Source organism: Chelativorans xinjiangensis, assembly GCF_009812055.1.
Classification (GTDB): Bacteria; Pseudomonadota; Alphaproteobacteria; order Rhizobiales; family Rhizobiaceae; genus Chelativorans; species Chelativorans xinjiangense.
In genome coordinates this window covers 23,630-37,120 of sequence record NZ_WQNH01000029.1, presented here as the reverse complement: position 1 = coordinate 37,120, position 13,491 = coordinate 23,630, and the positions used below count along the sequence as shown (strand labels likewise).

Below are 13,491 nucleotides of genomic sequence, written 5' to 3'. Positions count from 1 at the left end.
GACCGATGGCGAACGCAAACATCTTCACCGATGAAGAGCGGAAACGTGTTGCCGATGCGATCGGGCGAGCGGAGAGCCGGACTTCCGGCGAGATCTATTGCGTCCTGGCGCGCGCGAGCGACAGCTATTTCTATCCCGCCGCCTTTTTCGTCGCCCTGTCGATCCTGGTCGTCAGCCTGCTGGCGGCTTTCGCTCTGCATTACTGGTGGGTGAGCATCACGCCCGCGATGCTGGTTGCCGCCGAACTTGCGGCGCTGGGCGCCGCGCTCCTGGTGCTGAGGGCGTTTCCGGGCTGGCGCATATGTTTCGTTCCGCGAGGGCTGCGCTATCGGCGCGCCCACGGGGAGGCCCTGCGTCAGTTTTTCGCCCACAATATCCACATGACCCGCGAGCGGACGGGCGTTCTGATCTTCGTCTCACTGGCCGAGCATTATGCCGAGGTGATGGCCGACGCGGGTATCAATGCGCGGGTGCCGCAGGAGCGCTGGAACGAAACCGTGGCGAAGCTCACGGGGGCCGCGGCGCGCGGTGTGCTCGCCGAAGGCTTTGCCGAGGCGGTGGAGATCGTCGGTGCCGAGCTTGCTGCCCACTTTCCCGCGGGCGACGAAAACCCCAACGAGATCGACAATCACCTGGTCGAAATCTGACGGGCTTAACCCCAATTGAGGACCTTCGTCCGTCTTGCCGGGGCGGGTGACGGCGTTTATGGTTAATCGATCATGACGACGCTTTCGATCGACATCAGACGGGCGGATCCGCAGGATGCCGAGGCCATCGCTGCGGTGCACGACCGCGCCTGGCGCGGCGCCTATGCCGGCATCATCCCGCATCGCGCGCTCAACGCGATGATCGGGCGCCGCGGGCCGCGCTGGTGGGCCAATGCCATACGCCGCTCGGCCACGGTGCTGGTGATGGAGGTCGGCGGCGAGGTGGCCGGCTATGCCACGCTGGGGCGCAACCGGGCGCGTGAGCTCAAGCAGGGGGGTGAGATTTACGAGCTTTATCTCAGTCCCGAATATCAGGGCATCGGAATGGGACGGCGCCTCTTCCAGGCGGCGCGCGACATGCTTACCGCCCACGGCTTCAAGGGTCTGGTCGTCTGGGCGCTGGAGGAGAACAGCGGCGCGCTGTCCTTCTACGAAGGCGCGGGCGGGCGCGATGCGGCGGAAGGTGTCGAGGTGTTTGGCAGCAAGGCCCTGCGCAAGATCGCCTTCGTGTGGGATTAACGGGCAGAAACCATCCGTGTTGATTCGCCATCTTGCCTGACCGGGCAAGAGCCGCTAGGCACGCCGCAGCATCAACAACACCGGAAGACCCCATGCGTATCGAGGCCATCTCTATCGGCGACAACCCGCCCGAGGATGTGAACGTCATCGTCGAAGTGCCGGTCGGTGGGCAGCCGATCAAGTATGAGATGGACAAGAAGGCCGGCACGCTCGTTGTCGACCGTTTCCTCTACACGCCGATGACCTATCCGGGAAATTACGGCTTCGTGCCCCATACGCTTTCCGACGACGGCGACCCGATCGACGTTCTGGTGTGCAGTACGCGTCAGCTCGTTCCCGGTTGCGTCATCAATGTGCGGCCGATCGGCGTTCTCATCATGGAGGACAATTCCGGCCAGGACGAGAAGATCATCGCCGTACCGTCGCCGCATCTCACCCGCCGCTATGAGAACGTGACGAATTTCACCGACCTGCCGGAGATCACGCTGCAGCAGATCCAACACTTTTTCGAGCACTACAAGGATCTGGAGCCCGGCAAGTGGGTGAAGATCGGCGACTGGATGGACGCCGCCGCCGCCCGCCGCCTTATCACAGAGGCGATCGAGCGGGCGAAGGGTACGGCGGCGTAGACCTTATCTCAGCGGGTTAGACCCGGCATGGGAACGCTGCCGGCGATGACCGTTGGCTGATCGGTGCCGCACTCGAAGTCGCGCGCCCGAGCGTCGGCGATGCGTCTCGCCTCCTCGTTGGCGTCTTCCTTGCCGGTGGCGACGACATAGCCCACGGAGCAGCCTTCCCACGTGCCGATCTGGGCGACTTTCTCGACGACCAGCACCTCGATCTGCTTTTCCGGATCGTCCGCGTCGGCGACCGACCAGCGGTGAATGGTGGCGAAGGGGATTTCACGCCCGCCTTCCTTGACGATACGCCACTCTATGCTGGGGCCGGCGCTGTTGAAGCCGGAGAAGGATTCCCAGGCCGGCGCCAAATGGCCGGACGGCGGAAAGCCGTAGAAGAGGGATTCGCGCGCATCACCGTAATAGATGAGGACGGGATAGCCCTTGTAGCCTGAACAGACGAGATCGCTCCAGTGCTCACCCTCCCCATTGCCGCCGGCGAAGGGGCTACAGTTCTCCTCGGGCTTGAGTTCGGTATAGGCGCTGTCAATATTCGAGGCCTGCGCGCCGCTGGACAATAAAGCGGAAAAGACAATTATAAGTAAATATTTCATGGTGTTACCTCTACCTAAAGTGGTAGTGTCTTTTACCGCAGATCCATCGCGAAGGCTATACTTTTTCTTGTCGGGCGCTCAGCAGCCGTTGGGCGAGGGCCTGCGGATCGCCTGCGATATACAGGGTTTTCAGCCGCGAGGTAGCACCAGTGACAAGCGACACGTCGCGCGTTGGCACGCCCAGCCATTTTGCCAGCAGCTTTTCCAGCGCCTTATTGGCCTTGCCGTCCTCCGGCACGGCGCGTACGCGCGCCTTCAGATGGCAACGCCCGTCCGCCGTCTCCGCCACCCCTTCGACTGCGTCCTTGGAGGACTTTGGCGTCAGCCGCACGGAAACTTCCACCCCCTCTGCCGTGAGGCGGAAGAAGGACGGCGGCTGGGTGTCCATCGTCAGAGGATCGCCGGGGCCACTGTCGTGAGAATGAACTGGCGGAGGAAGAAGATGATGAGGAGAAGGATGATCGGCGAGATGTCGATGCCGCCCAAATCCGGCATGACATTGCGGATCGGCCTCAGCGCCGGCTCCGTCACCCGGAACAGGAAATTGCTGAACATGCCCACGAACTGGTTGCGCGGGTTGACCACGTTGAACGCGTAGAGCCAAGAAAACACCACCGCGGCGATGATGAACCACCAGTAGATGTCGAGCGCCATGACGATGGTTTGGATGAGCGCGAGCATGCCGATCTCCCAAAGGTTTTGCGACATGTAGCCACTGGGGCGCGGCGCGGCAAGTCCCGTGCCCTTGCCGCAATCCAATGCTTGACAGGTATAGTGCCCAGGACCTAAATGCGCCCCGTTCCGATGGAACGGGGCTGTAGCTCAGATGGGAGAGCGCATCGTTCGCAATGATGAGGTCAGGGGTTCGATTCCCCTCAGCTCCACCACCCTTCGCTCTTCGAGCTTCGGGTGGCAGGCCACCCGGAGGCCGTTAGACGAAGGAGTGTCCTCCTTAGCCTTGGCGTAGGAAGACTGGTTCAAGTCCTCTCCGAGAAGGTGATATAGGCGAAGCAATGCCCGGCGTGGCTGCAGCGAAGCGGAAGCGAAGGCGGGCCGCCGAAGCTGCCTGGAACTGAATATCCCCCGCAGCTTCGACCGACGTTTCCACACTATTTTCCGAATCAGGTCATTCCCAGCGCCGCCTTGTAGAGGTCGATCATCGCCTCTTCCTCCTGGCGCTCGGACTGGTCCTTCTTGCGCAGACGGACGATGGTGCGCACGGCCTTGGTGTCGAAGCCGGTTCCCTTCATCTCGGCGTAGACTTCCTTGATGTCGTCGGCGATCGTCTTTTTCTCCTCCTCGAGCCGCTCGATGCGTTCGATGAAGGCACGCAGCTGCCCGGCGGCAACGGTCTGCGCGGTTTCGGTGGTGATGTCGTCGGCCATGGTTCACTCCGGCTGAAGGGGGATGACGCCCGCGACTCGGGGCGCACCTACTGGAAAGGATGCCGGCTCGATGCCTTAGCCGGTGGCCGAGGTCAAGACGCTTGCGCTTGCTGAGGCCGATGGTGTGCCCGTGGTGTGGACGTCAATGGTCGCCGGGGCGGCTTTTCTCCAAGGCGGCCTTTTGCGTGTCGCTCGCCTCTTTCTGGTATTTTTCCCGCCATTCGGCATAGGGCATGCCGTAGACGATTTCGCGTGATTCGTCCTTGGACAGCGGGAGGCCGGCTTCCTCGGCCGCTTCGCGGTACCAGTTGGAGAGGCAGTTGCGGCAGAAGCCGGCGAGGTTCATCAGGTCGATGTTCTGCACGTCCGTGCGCTCACGCAGATGCGCCACCAACCGGCGAAAGGCGGCGGCCTCCAGGTCTCGCTTCTGCTCTCGCGAAAGATCGGTCATGATAGCCTCTTTGTTTCATAAAGTACCGGTGCGCGAGCCGGCCATCCTCACTTCGTGGATATCGGGCCGGGCGTTGATGGCGTCAAGGATCGGCGCCAGACGCTCCGCCCATTCCGCCGCTCCCGCCTCGGCGACGACCAGGTCCTGACGCAGCTCGACGAGCGCGTGGGCGAAGCCGTTGGCCGTGCAATGGCGGAACATGGTGTCGCCGCGCAGCGCCCCGTCATAGGGCTCGTTGTCGCCCGCCACGAGGCCCGGTTCGTCTTTCAGCGCCTCAAGGAGCGGGCGCACCGCGCGGTCATCCCTGTCCCACAGGATGCCGACGTGCCAGGGCCGCTCCCGCCCCTGCATGAAGGGCGTGAATGAGTGAATGGAGATGACCAGCGGCGGCGCCCCGGAAGTCCTCGCCACGGAGGCGATAAGGGCGGCCACCGCGTCGTGATAGGGCGTGTAGAAGCCGTCCAGCCGCTTCTGCCGCTCTCCTTCCGAGATTGGGTAATTCCCCGGCACCACGGTGCCGTCATAGAGCTGTCTTATCAGCGTCGGATCGTCGGGGCCGCGGTTGGGATCGATGAGGAGCCGTGAGAAGCGTGCCATGACGGCGGGCGCGCCGGTCAGCGCGGCCAGCTTCCGCGTTACTATCTCGACGCCGATGTCGTAGGCGATGTGGCGTTCGAACTCGGCCGCCGGCAACCCGAGATCGCCGTATTCGTCGGGCAGGGCGTTGAAAGCATGGTCGGCCAGAAGCACGAGGCCTTTGCTGCGGTCGCCGTCAATGAGTTCGAACGGGGCAAAGAGGGAGCTGCGTGTCATGCGGGGCCGGAGAAATGTATCGGTGGGTGGCTCGTCTTCCCATGAAGTGCGTTGGCATGCAATGCCGCGTGGCCGGCCTTCCATGTGCGTTGACACGGGCATTGAGTTTGCGGAAAAGGGGAGCCATGTCGATTTCTCTTTGCCGAGCCTGATAATGCAGTTCGCGGGGCCGCATACGATGTTTCGGGTGGGTGCTCTGGTGCTGGCCGTGACGGCGGGCTTCCTGCTTGCCGGGGCGGCGCCGGCAAAGGCCGATCTGCGCATCTGCAACGCCACGCAGAACCTGGTTGGCGTGGCCATCGGATATCGCGCCAGCACGGGCTGGATAAGTGAAGGCTGGTGGCATATAGAGGCGTCGAGCTGCAAGACCCTGATCGAGGGTCCCTTGGAGTCTCGCTACTACTATCTATATGCCGAGGACGCCACGCGCGGCGGTCGCTGGGAGGGGCCGATCCAGATGTGCGTGGACGACAAGGAATTCAAGGTCACCGGCGTCAACGATTGCCTCACGCGCGGTTATCAGCGCGCGGGTTTCCAGGAATACGATACGGGCGAACAGGAGAACTGGATGGTGCAGCTTACCGACGGCCCCGCAACCGACGGCCCGGCCGTGACGGGAGCCGGCAATCCATGAGGCGAAGCCGCAAGGTCAAGATTCTCGCCACGCTCGGCCCCGCTTCCTCCGACGAGGAGATGATCGCCAAGCTCTATGAGGCGGGTGCGGACGTCTTCCGCATCAATATGAGCCACACCGACCATGCAAGCATGCGTGCGCTGGTGGCGCGCATACGCGAGGTGGAGAAGGGGATCGGCCGGCCCATCGGCATCCTCGCCGACCTTCAGGGGCCGAAGCTGCGCGTCGGCACCTTCGCGGAAAAAAGCGTTACGCTCAAGGTCGGCCAGACGTTCACGCTCGACGCCGATCCCGCACCGGGCGACACGAGCCGCGTGCACCTGCCGCATCCGGAAATCCTGGAGGCGGTCGAGCCGGGTCACCGCCTGCTCATCGACGACGGGCGCCTGCAACTCAAGGCCGAGAAGAGCGATGGGCGCTCGATCCAGTGCCGGGTCGTCGCCGGCAACACCATCTCCGACCGCAAGGGCGTCAGCCTGCCCGACACGGACCTGCCGCTCGGCGCGCTGACGGACAAGGACCGCAAGGACCTCGACGCCATCCTGACGACTGGGGTGGACTGGATCGCACTGTCGTTCATCCAGCGGCCGGAGGATCTGGCCGAGGTGCGCAAGATTGTGCGCGGGCGCTCCGCGCTCATGGCCAAGATCGAGAAGCCGCAGGCTGTGAAGCGCCTGCCCGAGATTATCGAGCTTTCCGACGCGCTGATGGTGGCGCGTGGCGATCTCGGCGTGGAAATGCCGCTGGAGACCGTACCAGGCATCCAGAAGCAGATTACCCGCGCCTGCCGCCGCGCCGGCAAGCCGGTGGTCGTGGCCACGCAGATGCTGGAATCCATGATCACCGCGCCGGTGCCCACGCGCGCGGAAGTGTCCGACGTGGCGACCGCCGTCTTCGAGGGGGCGGACGCCGTCATGCTTTCGGCCGAATCGGCGGCGGGGAAATACCCGGTGGAAGCGGTGGCGACCATGAACTCCATCGCCCAACAGGTCGAGCGCGACCCCACCTATGACAGCATCATCAACGCCCAGCGCAGCGAGCCGGAGGCGACAGGTGCTGACGCCATCTCGCTCGCCTCCCGGCAGATCGCCGAGACGTTGAAGCTGTCGGCCATCATCACCTATACGGCGTCCGGCACGACAGGCCTGCGCGCGGCGCGTGAGCGGCCCTACGTGCCCATCATCGCGCTGTCGCCGGTGGTGGAGACGGCACGGCGCCTAAGCCTCGTCTGGGGTACCCACTGCGTGGTTTCGGAGGATGCGACGGACCTCGACGATATGGTCGACCGCGCCTGCCGCATCGCCTATGAGGAGCAGTTCGCCAAGCCCGGCGACCGGGTCATCATCACCGCCGGCGTGCCGCTCAGGACGCCGGGCTCCACCAACATGCTGCGGATCGCCTATATCGGCTCGGACGGGCTCGGCGGGCTATAAGGGAAGGTGGGCGCGGTCAAATCCGCTCGTCGCTCTGTTCCTCGACAATCCGAATGAGTGCGCGCTGGGCGCTGCGCTGCATGGGGTAGATGTCCAGCATGCGGCGGTAAACCTCGAGCGCCTGCTCCTCGCGGCCCGTCGCTCGCAATATGCCGGCCAGGCCGCTGAGCGCGCCGAAATGGCGCGGCTCGATCGTCAGCGTGCGCGACAGGTCGACCATGGCGCGGCTGTAGTCGTTCATCATCAGGTGAACCAGCGCCCGGCTGCTCCAGCCTTCCACGTATTCGGGATAAAGGGTGGTCGCCTCGTCGAGCAGGTCGAGGGCGACGTGGTATTTTTCATCCGCGGCGGCCTTGCGTGCCCATTCGATGAGAAGGTCCGCCGTGGCGCCGCCGGAGGTCAGCCATTCCTCGCGGATGCGCTCGGCGATGCGGCGGGCGGCCACCTCATTGCGCTCCTGTTTCAGATCGGCGAATAGCTGGTCCAGCCGGCTCGCTTCGGCTTCGGACGAGGCCGCCGCATTCTGTGTCTCGGCGGCTGCCGCCGGCAAGGCCAGCAGCGCGAAGGAAAGACAGCCGGACAGGATAAATTTGCGCATGGGGCAAGTTTATCTGCCCCGGCGCCGGTAGAAAAGTGAAATCCGCGTGAGTGGCCGGTAAGCCGATCAGCCCTGGCGGGCTTTGAAGCGCGGATTCGACTTGTTGATGATGTAGATGCGGCCCTTGCGGCGAACCAGGCGGTTCTCGCGGTGGCGGCCCTTCAGCGCTTTGAGCGAATTCTTGATCTTCATGGTCTTGCCCGTCGCGGGACCCTAGGGCCCGAAAGAGTGATGGCCTTACGGCCCGAAACAAAAGACGCGCCGTCCCGGCGCGCCGCAATTCGAGTGCGGACATAGACGAGGAAACGCCGTCGTGTCAACCTTTCTGGAGGCTGGCGCTTCCATCCGCCAGGTTGTGCCGTGGCTTACCATCGAGGGGAAGGAGGCGGGTGTAGTGACCCATCTTACGGCCAGGCCAGGCCTCGGCCTTGCCGTAGAGATGCAATACGACGTCCGGCTCGGCCAGGAGCGCGGCCGCCTGCTCCTGCTCGGCGCCCAGGAGGTTCGTCATGACGCAGTCGGCGTGGCGCGTGGTGCTGCCCAGCGGCAGGCCGGCAATGGCGCGGATGTGCTGCTCGAACTGGGAAACGAGGCAGGCCGCCTCGGTCCAGTGGCCGGAATTGTGCACCCGGGGCGCGATCTCGTTGGCAATCAGGGCGCCGTCCTCCATAACGAAGAACTCCACGCCGATGACCCCCACATAGCCGAGCGCGGACAGGATGGTGAAAGCGGCTTCACGCGCCGTCTCCGCCGTTATGGGCGAGATCGCCGCCGGCACGGTCGAGCGGTAGAGGATACCGTCGCGGTGGACGTTCTCAGCCGGGTCGTAGGCCACCATGGACCCGTCCGCCCCGCGTGCGGCGATCACCGAGATTTCGCGCTCGAAGGCCACGAGGCCCTCCAGAACGAGGGGGACGCGGCCCATGTGCGCGAAGCAGCCTCTCACGTCCGCGCGCGTTGCGGAGCGAAACACGCGCTGTCCCTTGCCGTCATAGCCCATGCGCCGCGTCTTCAGGACGCCCCGACCGCCAAAGCGGGCAAGGGCGCGCGCCAGGTCCTCATCGTTATCCACAGATGCGAAGGGCGCTGTGGATACTCCCACGGAATTCAAGAATATTTTTTCCGCCAGACGATCCTGCGCGGCTTCCAGCGCTTCGGGGGGCGGATAGACGGGAAGTTGCTCGTTCAGCGAACGGATGGCCGATACCGGCACGTTCTCGAACTCGTAGGTCACCACATCGCTGACGGCGGCGAGCCGTTCCAGCGCCTTGCCATTGTCAAAGGGAGCGGTGATGTGCAGGCCCGCCACCTCTGCGGCCGGGCAGTTCCGGTCCGGCTCGAGGACGGCCGTGCGATAGCCGAGTCTGGCCGCCGCCATGGCGAGCATGCGGCCAAGCTGGCCGCCGCCGACGATGCCGATGGTCGCGCCTGGCGCAAGCGCCTTCGTCATTGTCCCGCTGCTGGTCGTTCAGCCACCTTTTCCGACTGCGCCGCCCGCCAGGCGTCGAGCCGCCCGGCCAGCGCCGTGTCGGAGAGGGCGAGGACGGCGGCCGCCAAAAGGGCCGCGTTCACCGCGCCGGCGCGGCCGATGGCCAGCGTGCCGACGGGAATGCCGGCCGGCATCTGCACGATGGAAAGGAGCGAATCCTGGCCTGAAAGGGCGCGTGATTCGACCGGGACGCCGAAGACCGGCAGCGGTGTCAGCGCCGCCGTCATGCCCGGCAGGTGGGCGGCCCCGCCAGCCCCCGCGATGATAACGCGGAAGCCTTCCGCCTTGGCGCCCCTGGCGAAGGCATAGAGCCTGTCGGGCGTGCGGTGGGCGGAGACGATGCGCACGTCGTGGCCGACCTCAAGCGCCTCCAGCGTTTCGGCGGCATGGCGCATGGTCTCCCAGTCGGACTGGCTGCCCATGATGATGGCGACATCGGGCCGCTGGCTGCTCATGAAGATATTCCGCTTTGCTTCACGAACCCGCTGTAGCCAATAGCGCCCCGTGCCGCAAGCCGGCCTTTAGCGCCGCGCCTCCGTTCGGACGCACAAACCTAAAAATCGATTCTGATTTTCGGGCCGATGCTTAGGCGATGATGTCGGGGATGATGCGGTCTTCCAGTTGCTGCAGGCGATCCTTCAGCGCCAGTTTCTTCTTCTTCATGCGCTGGATTTGCAGGGGGTCGCAGCCCGATGCAATCATCGCATTGATGGCGGCGTCAAAATCGGCGTGGTCCTGCTTCAAACGGGCGAATTCGCGGCGAATCTCGGCCTGTTCCTGTTCCGACATGTTCACTATCTGCCTGGTCTCCGGCGCAGGATACCGGCCCGCACGCGAAATACGCGCGGACACCGGCGCTTAAGGCCGTTCCCGGATCGAGAACAACGCTTTTTCATACCACATTTCAGGTCGCCGATAAATGCTACCGTTAGGCATTCGACAATGATGCGGGACGATGGCAAACTGTCATCATGCCGTCATGGAAGAGGGCGGGGTAACGTTCCAGGCGGCTGCGAGGAACCCAATGGAGACCCACCATGTCGCTTGAATCCCATCTTGCAGAGCTGCAGCGTAAGCACGGCGATCTTCAGCGCGAGATCGACGACGCCTTGATGCATCCTTCCGTGGATGAACTCGAAATCGCAAAGCTCAAGAGACGCAAGCTGGCCATCAAGGACGAGATGCAAAAAATCAAGACGAAGAAGCAGACCCGGCACTGACCCGTATCGGGTCATCGCTTCACGGAATCGATGATCCGATCCAACCATTTGCCTTGCTGCAATTCCCGGCGGAAAACCGGTTTTCCTGGGATTGTACAAGGAGGGCGGCGCTGCCGCACGGGAGGAGTGAGCGTTGCATCCAGCGCATCTCCCACGTTTTTGTGGGGGATGCTTCCCGGCTCCGCCAAAAGCCGGTAGGGCGCTTCGATGCACCTGCGTTATTCGGCGCTTCCGGTGTCCGCTTCCTCGGCATCGGCGCGCGGATCGAGCATAGCCGACTGTGGCGTGACCGCCCGCTCCGCCGGGAGAGTCTTGAACGCTTCCCTCTCTTCGAGAGGCACCGGGGCGCGGCGCGAGATACGCAACGCTGCATAGAGGGAGACGCCGAGATGCGCGGCCGCCGTGACCAGGAAGAGGCTTTCCGGGCGCAGCCACTGCATGGTGACGCCGGCGATCACAGGGCCGGCCATGGTGCCGATACCGTAAAGCAGAAGCAGACCGCTCGATACTTTCGCGAATCCCGTCGGCGGAGCGTGGTCATTGGCATGCGCCACGACCAGGGAATAGAGCGTATAGGCGAGCAGGCCGTAGAACGCGGTCATGGCGATAACCACGCCGCCCGTTCGCGGGGCGGTGAGGAAAACGGCCAGGCCCACAAGGGCGGAGCCGAAGGCGCCGCCGGCCAGTACGAAACGGCGATCCGTATGGTCGGACAACCGCCCCGTGGGCATCTGCGCGACCGCACCGGCGAGGACGGCGATGCTCATCATCAAGGCGATCTCCAGGGTGGAGATGCCGATCTCGGCGCCGTAGACGGCGCCCAGCGTGCCCCAGGCGCCGTTCGCCATGCCGATCAACAGGCAGCCGACGAAGGCGACCGGCGAGTTGGCGTATAGCCCCTTGAGGTCAATCGAGACGTCCGCGAGCGGCGCCGGGGTGATGGCGGTGGAAATGGCTGTCGGCAGCAGCGCCAGGCAGAAGAGAATGCCGGTGGCCATGAATAGGATGCTGGTCGACACGTCGCCCAACGTCACCACCATCTGTCCGGCCATGATGGAGGCATGGGTGACCATCATATAGAGCCCGAAGACGGTGCCGCGCGTTGCGTTGGTGGAGCGTTCGTTGAGCCAGCTTTCGATGACCATGAAGGCGCCGGCCATGGTAAAGCCGGTGAAGGCGCGCAGCACCAGCCAGGCGGGCACGTTTATCCACATGCCGGAAAGCAGAGCCACGATGGCGCCCGTGGCGGCGAAGGCGCCAAAGGCGCGCACGTGCCCGACGCGGCGCACCAGCCGCGGGGCGATGAAGCAGCCGGCGATGAAGCCGCTGGCCCAAGCAGTGCCCAGAAGACCGAGCGAGGTGGTGGAGAAGCCCTCGATTTCGCCGCGCAACGGAAGCAGGAGGCCGTAGAGACCAGAGGCGGCCAGAAGGAACGCCGTGCCGAAAAGCAGGGCGACGATGGATGCGAAGGATGAGAGCATGAAGCGAGTCCGCCTTTGTGCCGGCTCTGGGTCGTGTGGATGGTTACGGTTGCACCGATGAAGGTCGGCGCCCGAATTCAAGGGACTCGTTTATGGCGGCGCGCATCACTCGCGCCGAAACAGGGCTTCCGCCGCCGCCTTGGTGGTATCCTTGGCCTGAAGCTCTTCCTCCAGCCGGGCGATCTCCTCGCCCAGCATGGCGATTGTCCGCTTCAGCTCTTCCACCGAAAACGTCGAGATATCCTGGCCGATGGTGTATGCCGGCCGGCTTGCCGGGATATTCTCCTCCACCATGCCTATTTCCCAATCCGTTGCCACAATGCACGGTCACAATACATAAACGATACCCCCGCCGGCAATTGTTGCCAGCGGCGGCAGTTACGAATCAATAAAACCTGATTCCAGAAGAAGGCTCAAACATGGCGCGGCAAGACGATCTCCCCGACACGATGACAGCGATTGCGATCACCGAGCATGGGGGGCCCATGGTACTGAAGCCGGAAGAATGGCCCGTGCCGGAACCGGCCGAGGGCGAGATCCTGATCAAGGTTAAGGCGGCGGGCGTGAACCGGCCGGACGTCGCCCAGCGCAAAGGCATCTATCCGCCGCCGCCGGGCGCTTCGGATCTGCCGGGGCTGGAGGTGGCGGGCGAGGTGGCGGTCGTCGGCGAGGATGTGAAGCGCTGGCGCGTCGGCGACCAGGTCGCCGCACTCACGCCGGGTGGCGGTTATGCGCAGTACTGCACGGTGCACGAGACGAACGCGCTGCCCATCCCGCATGGTTTTACCTTCACCGAGGCGGCGGCGCTGCCGGAGACTTTCTTCACGGTCTGGCACAATGTATTCGAGCGCGGCGCGCTGAAGGCTGGCGAGACGCTGCTGGTGCACGGCGGCTCTTCCGGCATCGGCACGACGGCCATCCAGTTGGCGGCGGCCTTCGGCGCCACGGTGATCGCCACCGCGGGCTCGTCCGAAAAGTGCGCGGCCTGCGCGGCGCTGGGGGCGGCGCGTGCAATCAATTACCGCGAGGAGGACTTCGTGCTGGCGGTCAAGGAAGCGACGGAAGGACGCGGCGCCGACGTCATCCTCGACATGGTGGGCGGCGATTACATCGACCGCAACTACGACGCCGCGGCGATGGATGGCCGCATCGTGCAGATTGCTTTCTTGAGCGGAGCGAAGGCGAAGGCCGATTTCTCGAAGCTGATGGTCAAGCGGCTGACGCATACCGGCTCGACCCTGCGTCCGCGATCGGTGGCGTTCAAGGGACGCATCGCCACCGAGTTGGAGGCCCATGTCTGGCCGCTGCTCGCCGCTCGCAAGGTGGCTCCGGTGATGGACATGATCTTTCCGCTCAAGGAGGCATGGCGCGCGCACGAGCGTATGGAGGAGGGCGCGCATATCGGCAAGATCGTGCTCGACGTGGCGTGAAAGAAAAAAAGCCCCGGCGCGAGGGCCAGGGCAGTTGCGCGTAAGGCGGTTCCTGCGGCATCGGCCCGAAAACCGGAATCGGTTTTCGGAAAGCACGATG

Annotated in this window: 20 protein-coding genes and 1 tRNA gene; 8 read left to right on the top strand and 13 right to left on the bottom strand. The window is 64.2% G+C overall.

The features are described 5' to 3' along the window. Positions 1-5: 5 nt before the first annotated feature. From GM910_RS17100 to ppa, 3 genes are all read left to right on the top strand, one after another. Positions 6-647: a TPM domain-containing protein gene (locus GM910_RS17100; protein ID WP_159589371.1), complete on the top strand. Its 642-nt coding sequence runs from the start codon at positions 6-8 to the stop codon at positions 645-647. Positions 648-719: 72 nt separating this feature from the next. Then, positions 720-1,226 carry a GNAT family N-acetyltransferase gene (locus GM910_RS17095; protein WP_159589369.1) on the top strand — a complete coding sequence of 169 codons (507 nt, stop codon included), beginning with the start codon at positions 720-722 and terminating at the stop codon, positions 1,224-1,226. Positions 1,227-1,318: 92 nt separating this feature from the next. Continuing rightward, positions 1,319-1,855, top strand: coding sequence for an inorganic diphosphatase (gene ppa / locus GM910_RS17090; protein ID WP_159589367.1), 537 nt, complete (start codon positions 1,319-1,321; stop codon positions 1,853-1,855). 8 nt (positions 1,856-1,863) lie between these two features. Here the strand turns inward: ppa and GM910_RS17085 are convergent, their stop codons facing one another. Genes GM910_RS17085 through GM910_RS17075 form a run of 3 tightly spaced genes read right to left on the bottom strand, consistent with a single transcriptional unit; the run spans position 1,864 to position 3,138 of the window. Then, a complete protein-coding gene (locus GM910_RS17085) occupies positions 1,864-2,457 on the bottom strand; it encodes a hypothetical protein (protein ID WP_159589365.1) in 594 nt (197 codons plus the stop codon). 55 nt (positions 2,458-2,512) lie between these two features. Then, positions 2,513-2,845 (bottom strand): DUF167 family protein, encoded by a 333-nt coding sequence (locus tag GM910_RS17080; protein ID WP_159589363.1) that lies wholly within the window; start codon positions 2,843-2,845, stop codon positions 2,513-2,515. A 2-nt stretch (positions 2,846-2,847) separates the two neighbouring features. Further along, positions 2,848-3,138 carry a YggT family protein gene (locus GM910_RS17075; RefSeq protein WP_159589361.1) on the bottom strand — a complete coding sequence of 97 codons (291 nt, stop codon included), beginning with the start codon at positions 3,136-3,138 and terminating at the stop codon, positions 2,848-2,850. A 130-nt stretch (positions 3,139-3,268) separates the two neighbouring features. On the opposite strand from GM910_RS17075, the gene GM910_RS17070 reads away from it, so the two are divergent. After that, positions 3,269-3,344, top strand: a tRNA-Ala gene (locus GM910_RS17070). 234 nt (positions 3,345-3,578) lie between these two features. On the opposite strand, the gene GM910_RS17065 is transcribed toward GM910_RS17070, so the two are convergent. From GM910_RS17065 to GM910_RS17055, 3 genes are all read right to left on the bottom strand, one after another. Beyond that, a complete protein-coding gene (locus GM910_RS17065) occupies positions 3,579-3,842 on the bottom strand; it encodes a DUF2312 domain-containing protein (RefSeq protein WP_159589359.1) in 264 nt (87 codons plus the stop codon). Positions 3,843-3,984: 142 nt separating this feature from the next. Then, positions 3,985-4,293 carry a DUF1244 domain-containing protein gene (locus GM910_RS17060; RefSeq protein ID WP_159589357.1) on the bottom strand — a complete coding sequence of 103 codons (309 nt, stop codon included), beginning with the start codon at positions 4,291-4,293 and terminating at the stop codon, positions 3,985-3,987. 15 nt (positions 4,294-4,308) lie between these two features. Next, positions 4,309-5,106 (bottom strand): N-formylglutamate amidohydrolase, encoded by a 798-nt coding sequence (locus GM910_RS17055; protein WP_159589355.1) that lies wholly within the window; start codon positions 5,104-5,106, stop codon positions 4,309-4,311. Positions 5,107-5,284: 178 nt separating this feature from the next. Here GM910_RS17055 and GM910_RS17050 point away from each other — a divergent pair, with 178 nt between their 5' ends. Together GM910_RS17050 and pyk are read left to right on the top strand one after the other, a co-directional pair. After that, positions 5,285-5,740, top strand: a complete 456-nt coding sequence (locus GM910_RS17050; RefSeq protein WP_246226203.1) for a DUF1036 domain-containing protein — start codon at positions 5,285-5,287, stop codon at positions 5,738-5,740. After that, complete coding sequence (pyk, locus tag GM910_RS17045) at positions 5,737-7,173, top strand: pyruvate kinase (protein WP_159589351.1); 1,437 nt, start codon at positions 5,737-5,739, stop codon at positions 7,171-7,173. Before GM910_RS17050 ends, pyk begins: the two co-directional genes overlap by 4 nt. Before the next feature lie 16 nt (positions 7,174-7,189). On the opposite strand, the gene GM910_RS17040 is transcribed toward pyk, so the two are convergent. The 5 genes from GM910_RS17040 to GM910_RS17020 all read right to left on the bottom strand — a co-directional run bounded on the left by GM910_RS17040 (position 7,190) and on the right by GM910_RS17020 (position 10,049). Then, entirely contained in the window at positions 7,190-7,771 is a 582-nt protein-coding gene (locus GM910_RS17040) for a tetratricopeptide repeat protein (protein ID WP_159589349.1), read from the bottom strand. A gap of 66 nt (positions 7,772-7,837) precedes the next feature. Then, positions 7,838-7,963 carry a type B 50S ribosomal protein L36 gene (ykgO, locus tag GM910_RS17035; protein WP_159589347.1) on the bottom strand — a complete coding sequence of 42 codons (126 nt, stop codon included), beginning with the start codon at positions 7,961-7,963 and terminating at the stop codon, positions 7,838-7,840. A gap of 124 nt (positions 7,964-8,087) precedes the next feature. Beyond that, positions 8,088-9,221: a 5-(carboxyamino)imidazole ribonucleotide synthase gene (locus GM910_RS17030; RefSeq protein ID WP_159589345.1), complete on the bottom strand. Its 1,134-nt coding sequence runs from the start codon at positions 9,219-9,221 to the stop codon at positions 8,088-8,090. After that, positions 9,218-9,715 carry a 5-(carboxyamino)imidazole ribonucleotide mutase gene (gene purE, locus GM910_RS17025; RefSeq protein WP_159589343.1) on the bottom strand — a complete coding sequence of 166 codons (498 nt, stop codon included), beginning with the start codon at positions 9,713-9,715 and terminating at the stop codon, positions 9,218-9,220. Before purE ends, GM910_RS17030 begins: the two co-directional genes overlap by 4 nt. A 130-nt stretch (positions 9,716-9,845) precedes the next feature. Further along, positions 9,846-10,049: a YdcH family protein gene (locus GM910_RS17020; protein ID WP_159589443.1), complete on the bottom strand. Its 204-nt coding sequence runs from the start codon at positions 10,047-10,049 to the stop codon at positions 9,846-9,848. A gap of 248 nt (positions 10,050-10,297) precedes the next feature. Here GM910_RS17020 and GM910_RS17015 point away from each other — a divergent pair, with 248 nt between their 5' ends. Then, the gene (locus GM910_RS17015; RefSeq protein WP_159589341.1) at positions 10,298-10,480 is read left to right on the top strand and encodes a YdcH family protein; all 183 of its coding nucleotides are present in this window, start codon (positions 10,298-10,300) and stop codon (positions 10,478-10,480) included. 218 nt (positions 10,481-10,698) lie between these two features. Here GM910_RS17015 and GM910_RS17010 read toward each other — a convergent pair whose 3' ends face one another. Together GM910_RS17010 and GM910_RS17005 are read right to left on the bottom strand one after the other, a co-directional pair. Next, positions 10,699-11,961: an MFS transporter gene (locus GM910_RS17010; RefSeq protein WP_159589339.1), complete on the bottom strand. Its 1,263-nt coding sequence runs from the start codon at positions 11,959-11,961 to the stop codon at positions 10,699-10,701. A gap of 105 nt (positions 11,962-12,066) precedes the next feature. Beyond that, positions 12,067-12,255: a DUF1192 domain-containing protein gene (locus GM910_RS17005; RefSeq protein WP_159589337.1), complete on the bottom strand. Its 189-nt coding sequence runs from the start codon at positions 12,253-12,255 to the stop codon at positions 12,067-12,069. A gap of 155 nt (positions 12,256-12,410) precedes the next feature. Here GM910_RS17005 and GM910_RS17000 point away from each other — a divergent pair, with 155 nt between their 5' ends. Further along, a complete protein-coding gene (locus GM910_RS17000) occupies positions 12,411-13,391 on the top strand; it encodes an NAD(P)H-quinone oxidoreductase (protein ID WP_159589441.1) in 981 nt (326 codons plus the stop codon). The last annotated feature ends 100 nt before the right edge of the window (positions 13,392-13,491 follow it).

Excerpts from the sequence above, each read along its gene's own strand:
- GM910_RS17050 (WP_246226203.1), top strand. The coding sequence starts at position 5,285 with ATGTTTCGGGTGGGTGCTCTGGTGCTGGCCGTGACGGCGGGCTTCCTG.
- GM910_RS17020 (WP_159589443.1), bottom strand. The coding sequence starts at position 10,049 with ATGTCGGAACAGGAACAGGCCGAGATTCGCCGCGAATTCGCCCGTTTG.
- ykgO (WP_159589347.1), bottom strand. The coding sequence starts at position 7,963 with ATGAAGATCAAGAATTCGCTCAAAGCGCTGAAGGGCCGCCACCGCGAG.
- GM910_RS17100 (WP_159589371.1), top strand. The coding sequence starts at position 6 with ATGGCGAACGCAAACATCTTCACCGATGAAGAGCGGAAACGTGTTGCC.
- GM910_RS17065 (WP_159589359.1), bottom strand. The coding sequence starts at position 3,842 with ATGGCCGACGACATCACCACCGAAACCGCGCAGACCGTTGCCGCCGGG.
- GM910_RS17030 (WP_159589345.1), bottom strand. The coding sequence starts at position 9,221 with ATGACGAAGGCGCTTGCGCCAGGCGCGACCATCGGCATCGTCGGCGGC.
- GM910_RS17080 (WP_159589363.1), bottom strand. The coding sequence starts at position 2,845 with ATGGACACCCAGCCGCCGTCCTTCTTCCGCCTCACGGCAGAGGGGGTG.
- GM910_RS17055 (WP_159589355.1), bottom strand. The coding sequence starts at position 5,106 with ATGACACGCAGCTCCCTCTTTGCCCCGTTCGAACTCATTGACGGCGAC.
- pyk (WP_159589351.1), top strand. The coding sequence starts at position 5,737 with ATGAGGCGAAGCCGCAAGGTCAAGATTCTCGCCACGCTCGGCCCCGCT.
- GM910_RS17075 (WP_159589361.1), bottom strand. The coding sequence starts at position 3,138 with ATGCTCGCGCTCATCCAAACCATCGTCATGGCGCTCGACATCTACTGG.
- purE (WP_159589343.1), bottom strand. The coding sequence starts at position 9,715 with ATGAGCAGCCAGCGGCCCGATGTCGCCATCATCATGGGCAGCCAGTCC.
- GM910_RS17085 (WP_159589365.1), bottom strand. The coding sequence starts at position 2,457 with ATGAAATATTTACTTATAATTGTCTTTTCCGCTTTATTGTCCAGCGGC.
- GM910_RS17000 (WP_159589441.1), top strand. The coding sequence starts at position 12,411 with ATGACAGCGATTGCGATCACCGAGCATGGGGGGCCCATGGTACTGAAG.
- GM910_RS17040 (WP_159589349.1), bottom strand. The coding sequence starts at position 7,771 with ATGCGCAAATTTATCCTGTCCGGCTGTCTTTCCTTCGCGCTGCTGGCC.
- GM910_RS17015 (WP_159589341.1), top strand. The coding sequence starts at position 10,298 with ATGTCGCTTGAATCCCATCTTGCAGAGCTGCAGCGTAAGCACGGCGAT.
- GM910_RS17010 (WP_159589339.1), bottom strand. The coding sequence starts at position 11,961 with ATGCTCTCATCCTTCGCATCCATCGTCGCCCTGCTTTTCGGCACGGCG.
- GM910_RS17060 (WP_159589357.1), bottom strand. The coding sequence starts at position 4,293 with ATGACCGATCTTTCGCGAGAGCAGAAGCGAGACCTGGAGGCCGCCGCC.
- GM910_RS17095 (WP_159589369.1), top strand. The coding sequence starts at position 720 with ATGACGACGCTTTCGATCGACATCAGACGGGCGGATCCGCAGGATGCC.
- GM910_RS17005 (WP_159589337.1), bottom strand. The coding sequence starts at position 12,255 with ATGGTGGAGGAGAATATCCCGGCAAGCCGGCCGGCATACACCATCGGC.
- ppa (WP_159589367.1), top strand. The coding sequence starts at position 1,319 with ATGCGTATCGAGGCCATCTCTATCGGCGACAACCCGCCCGAGGATGTG.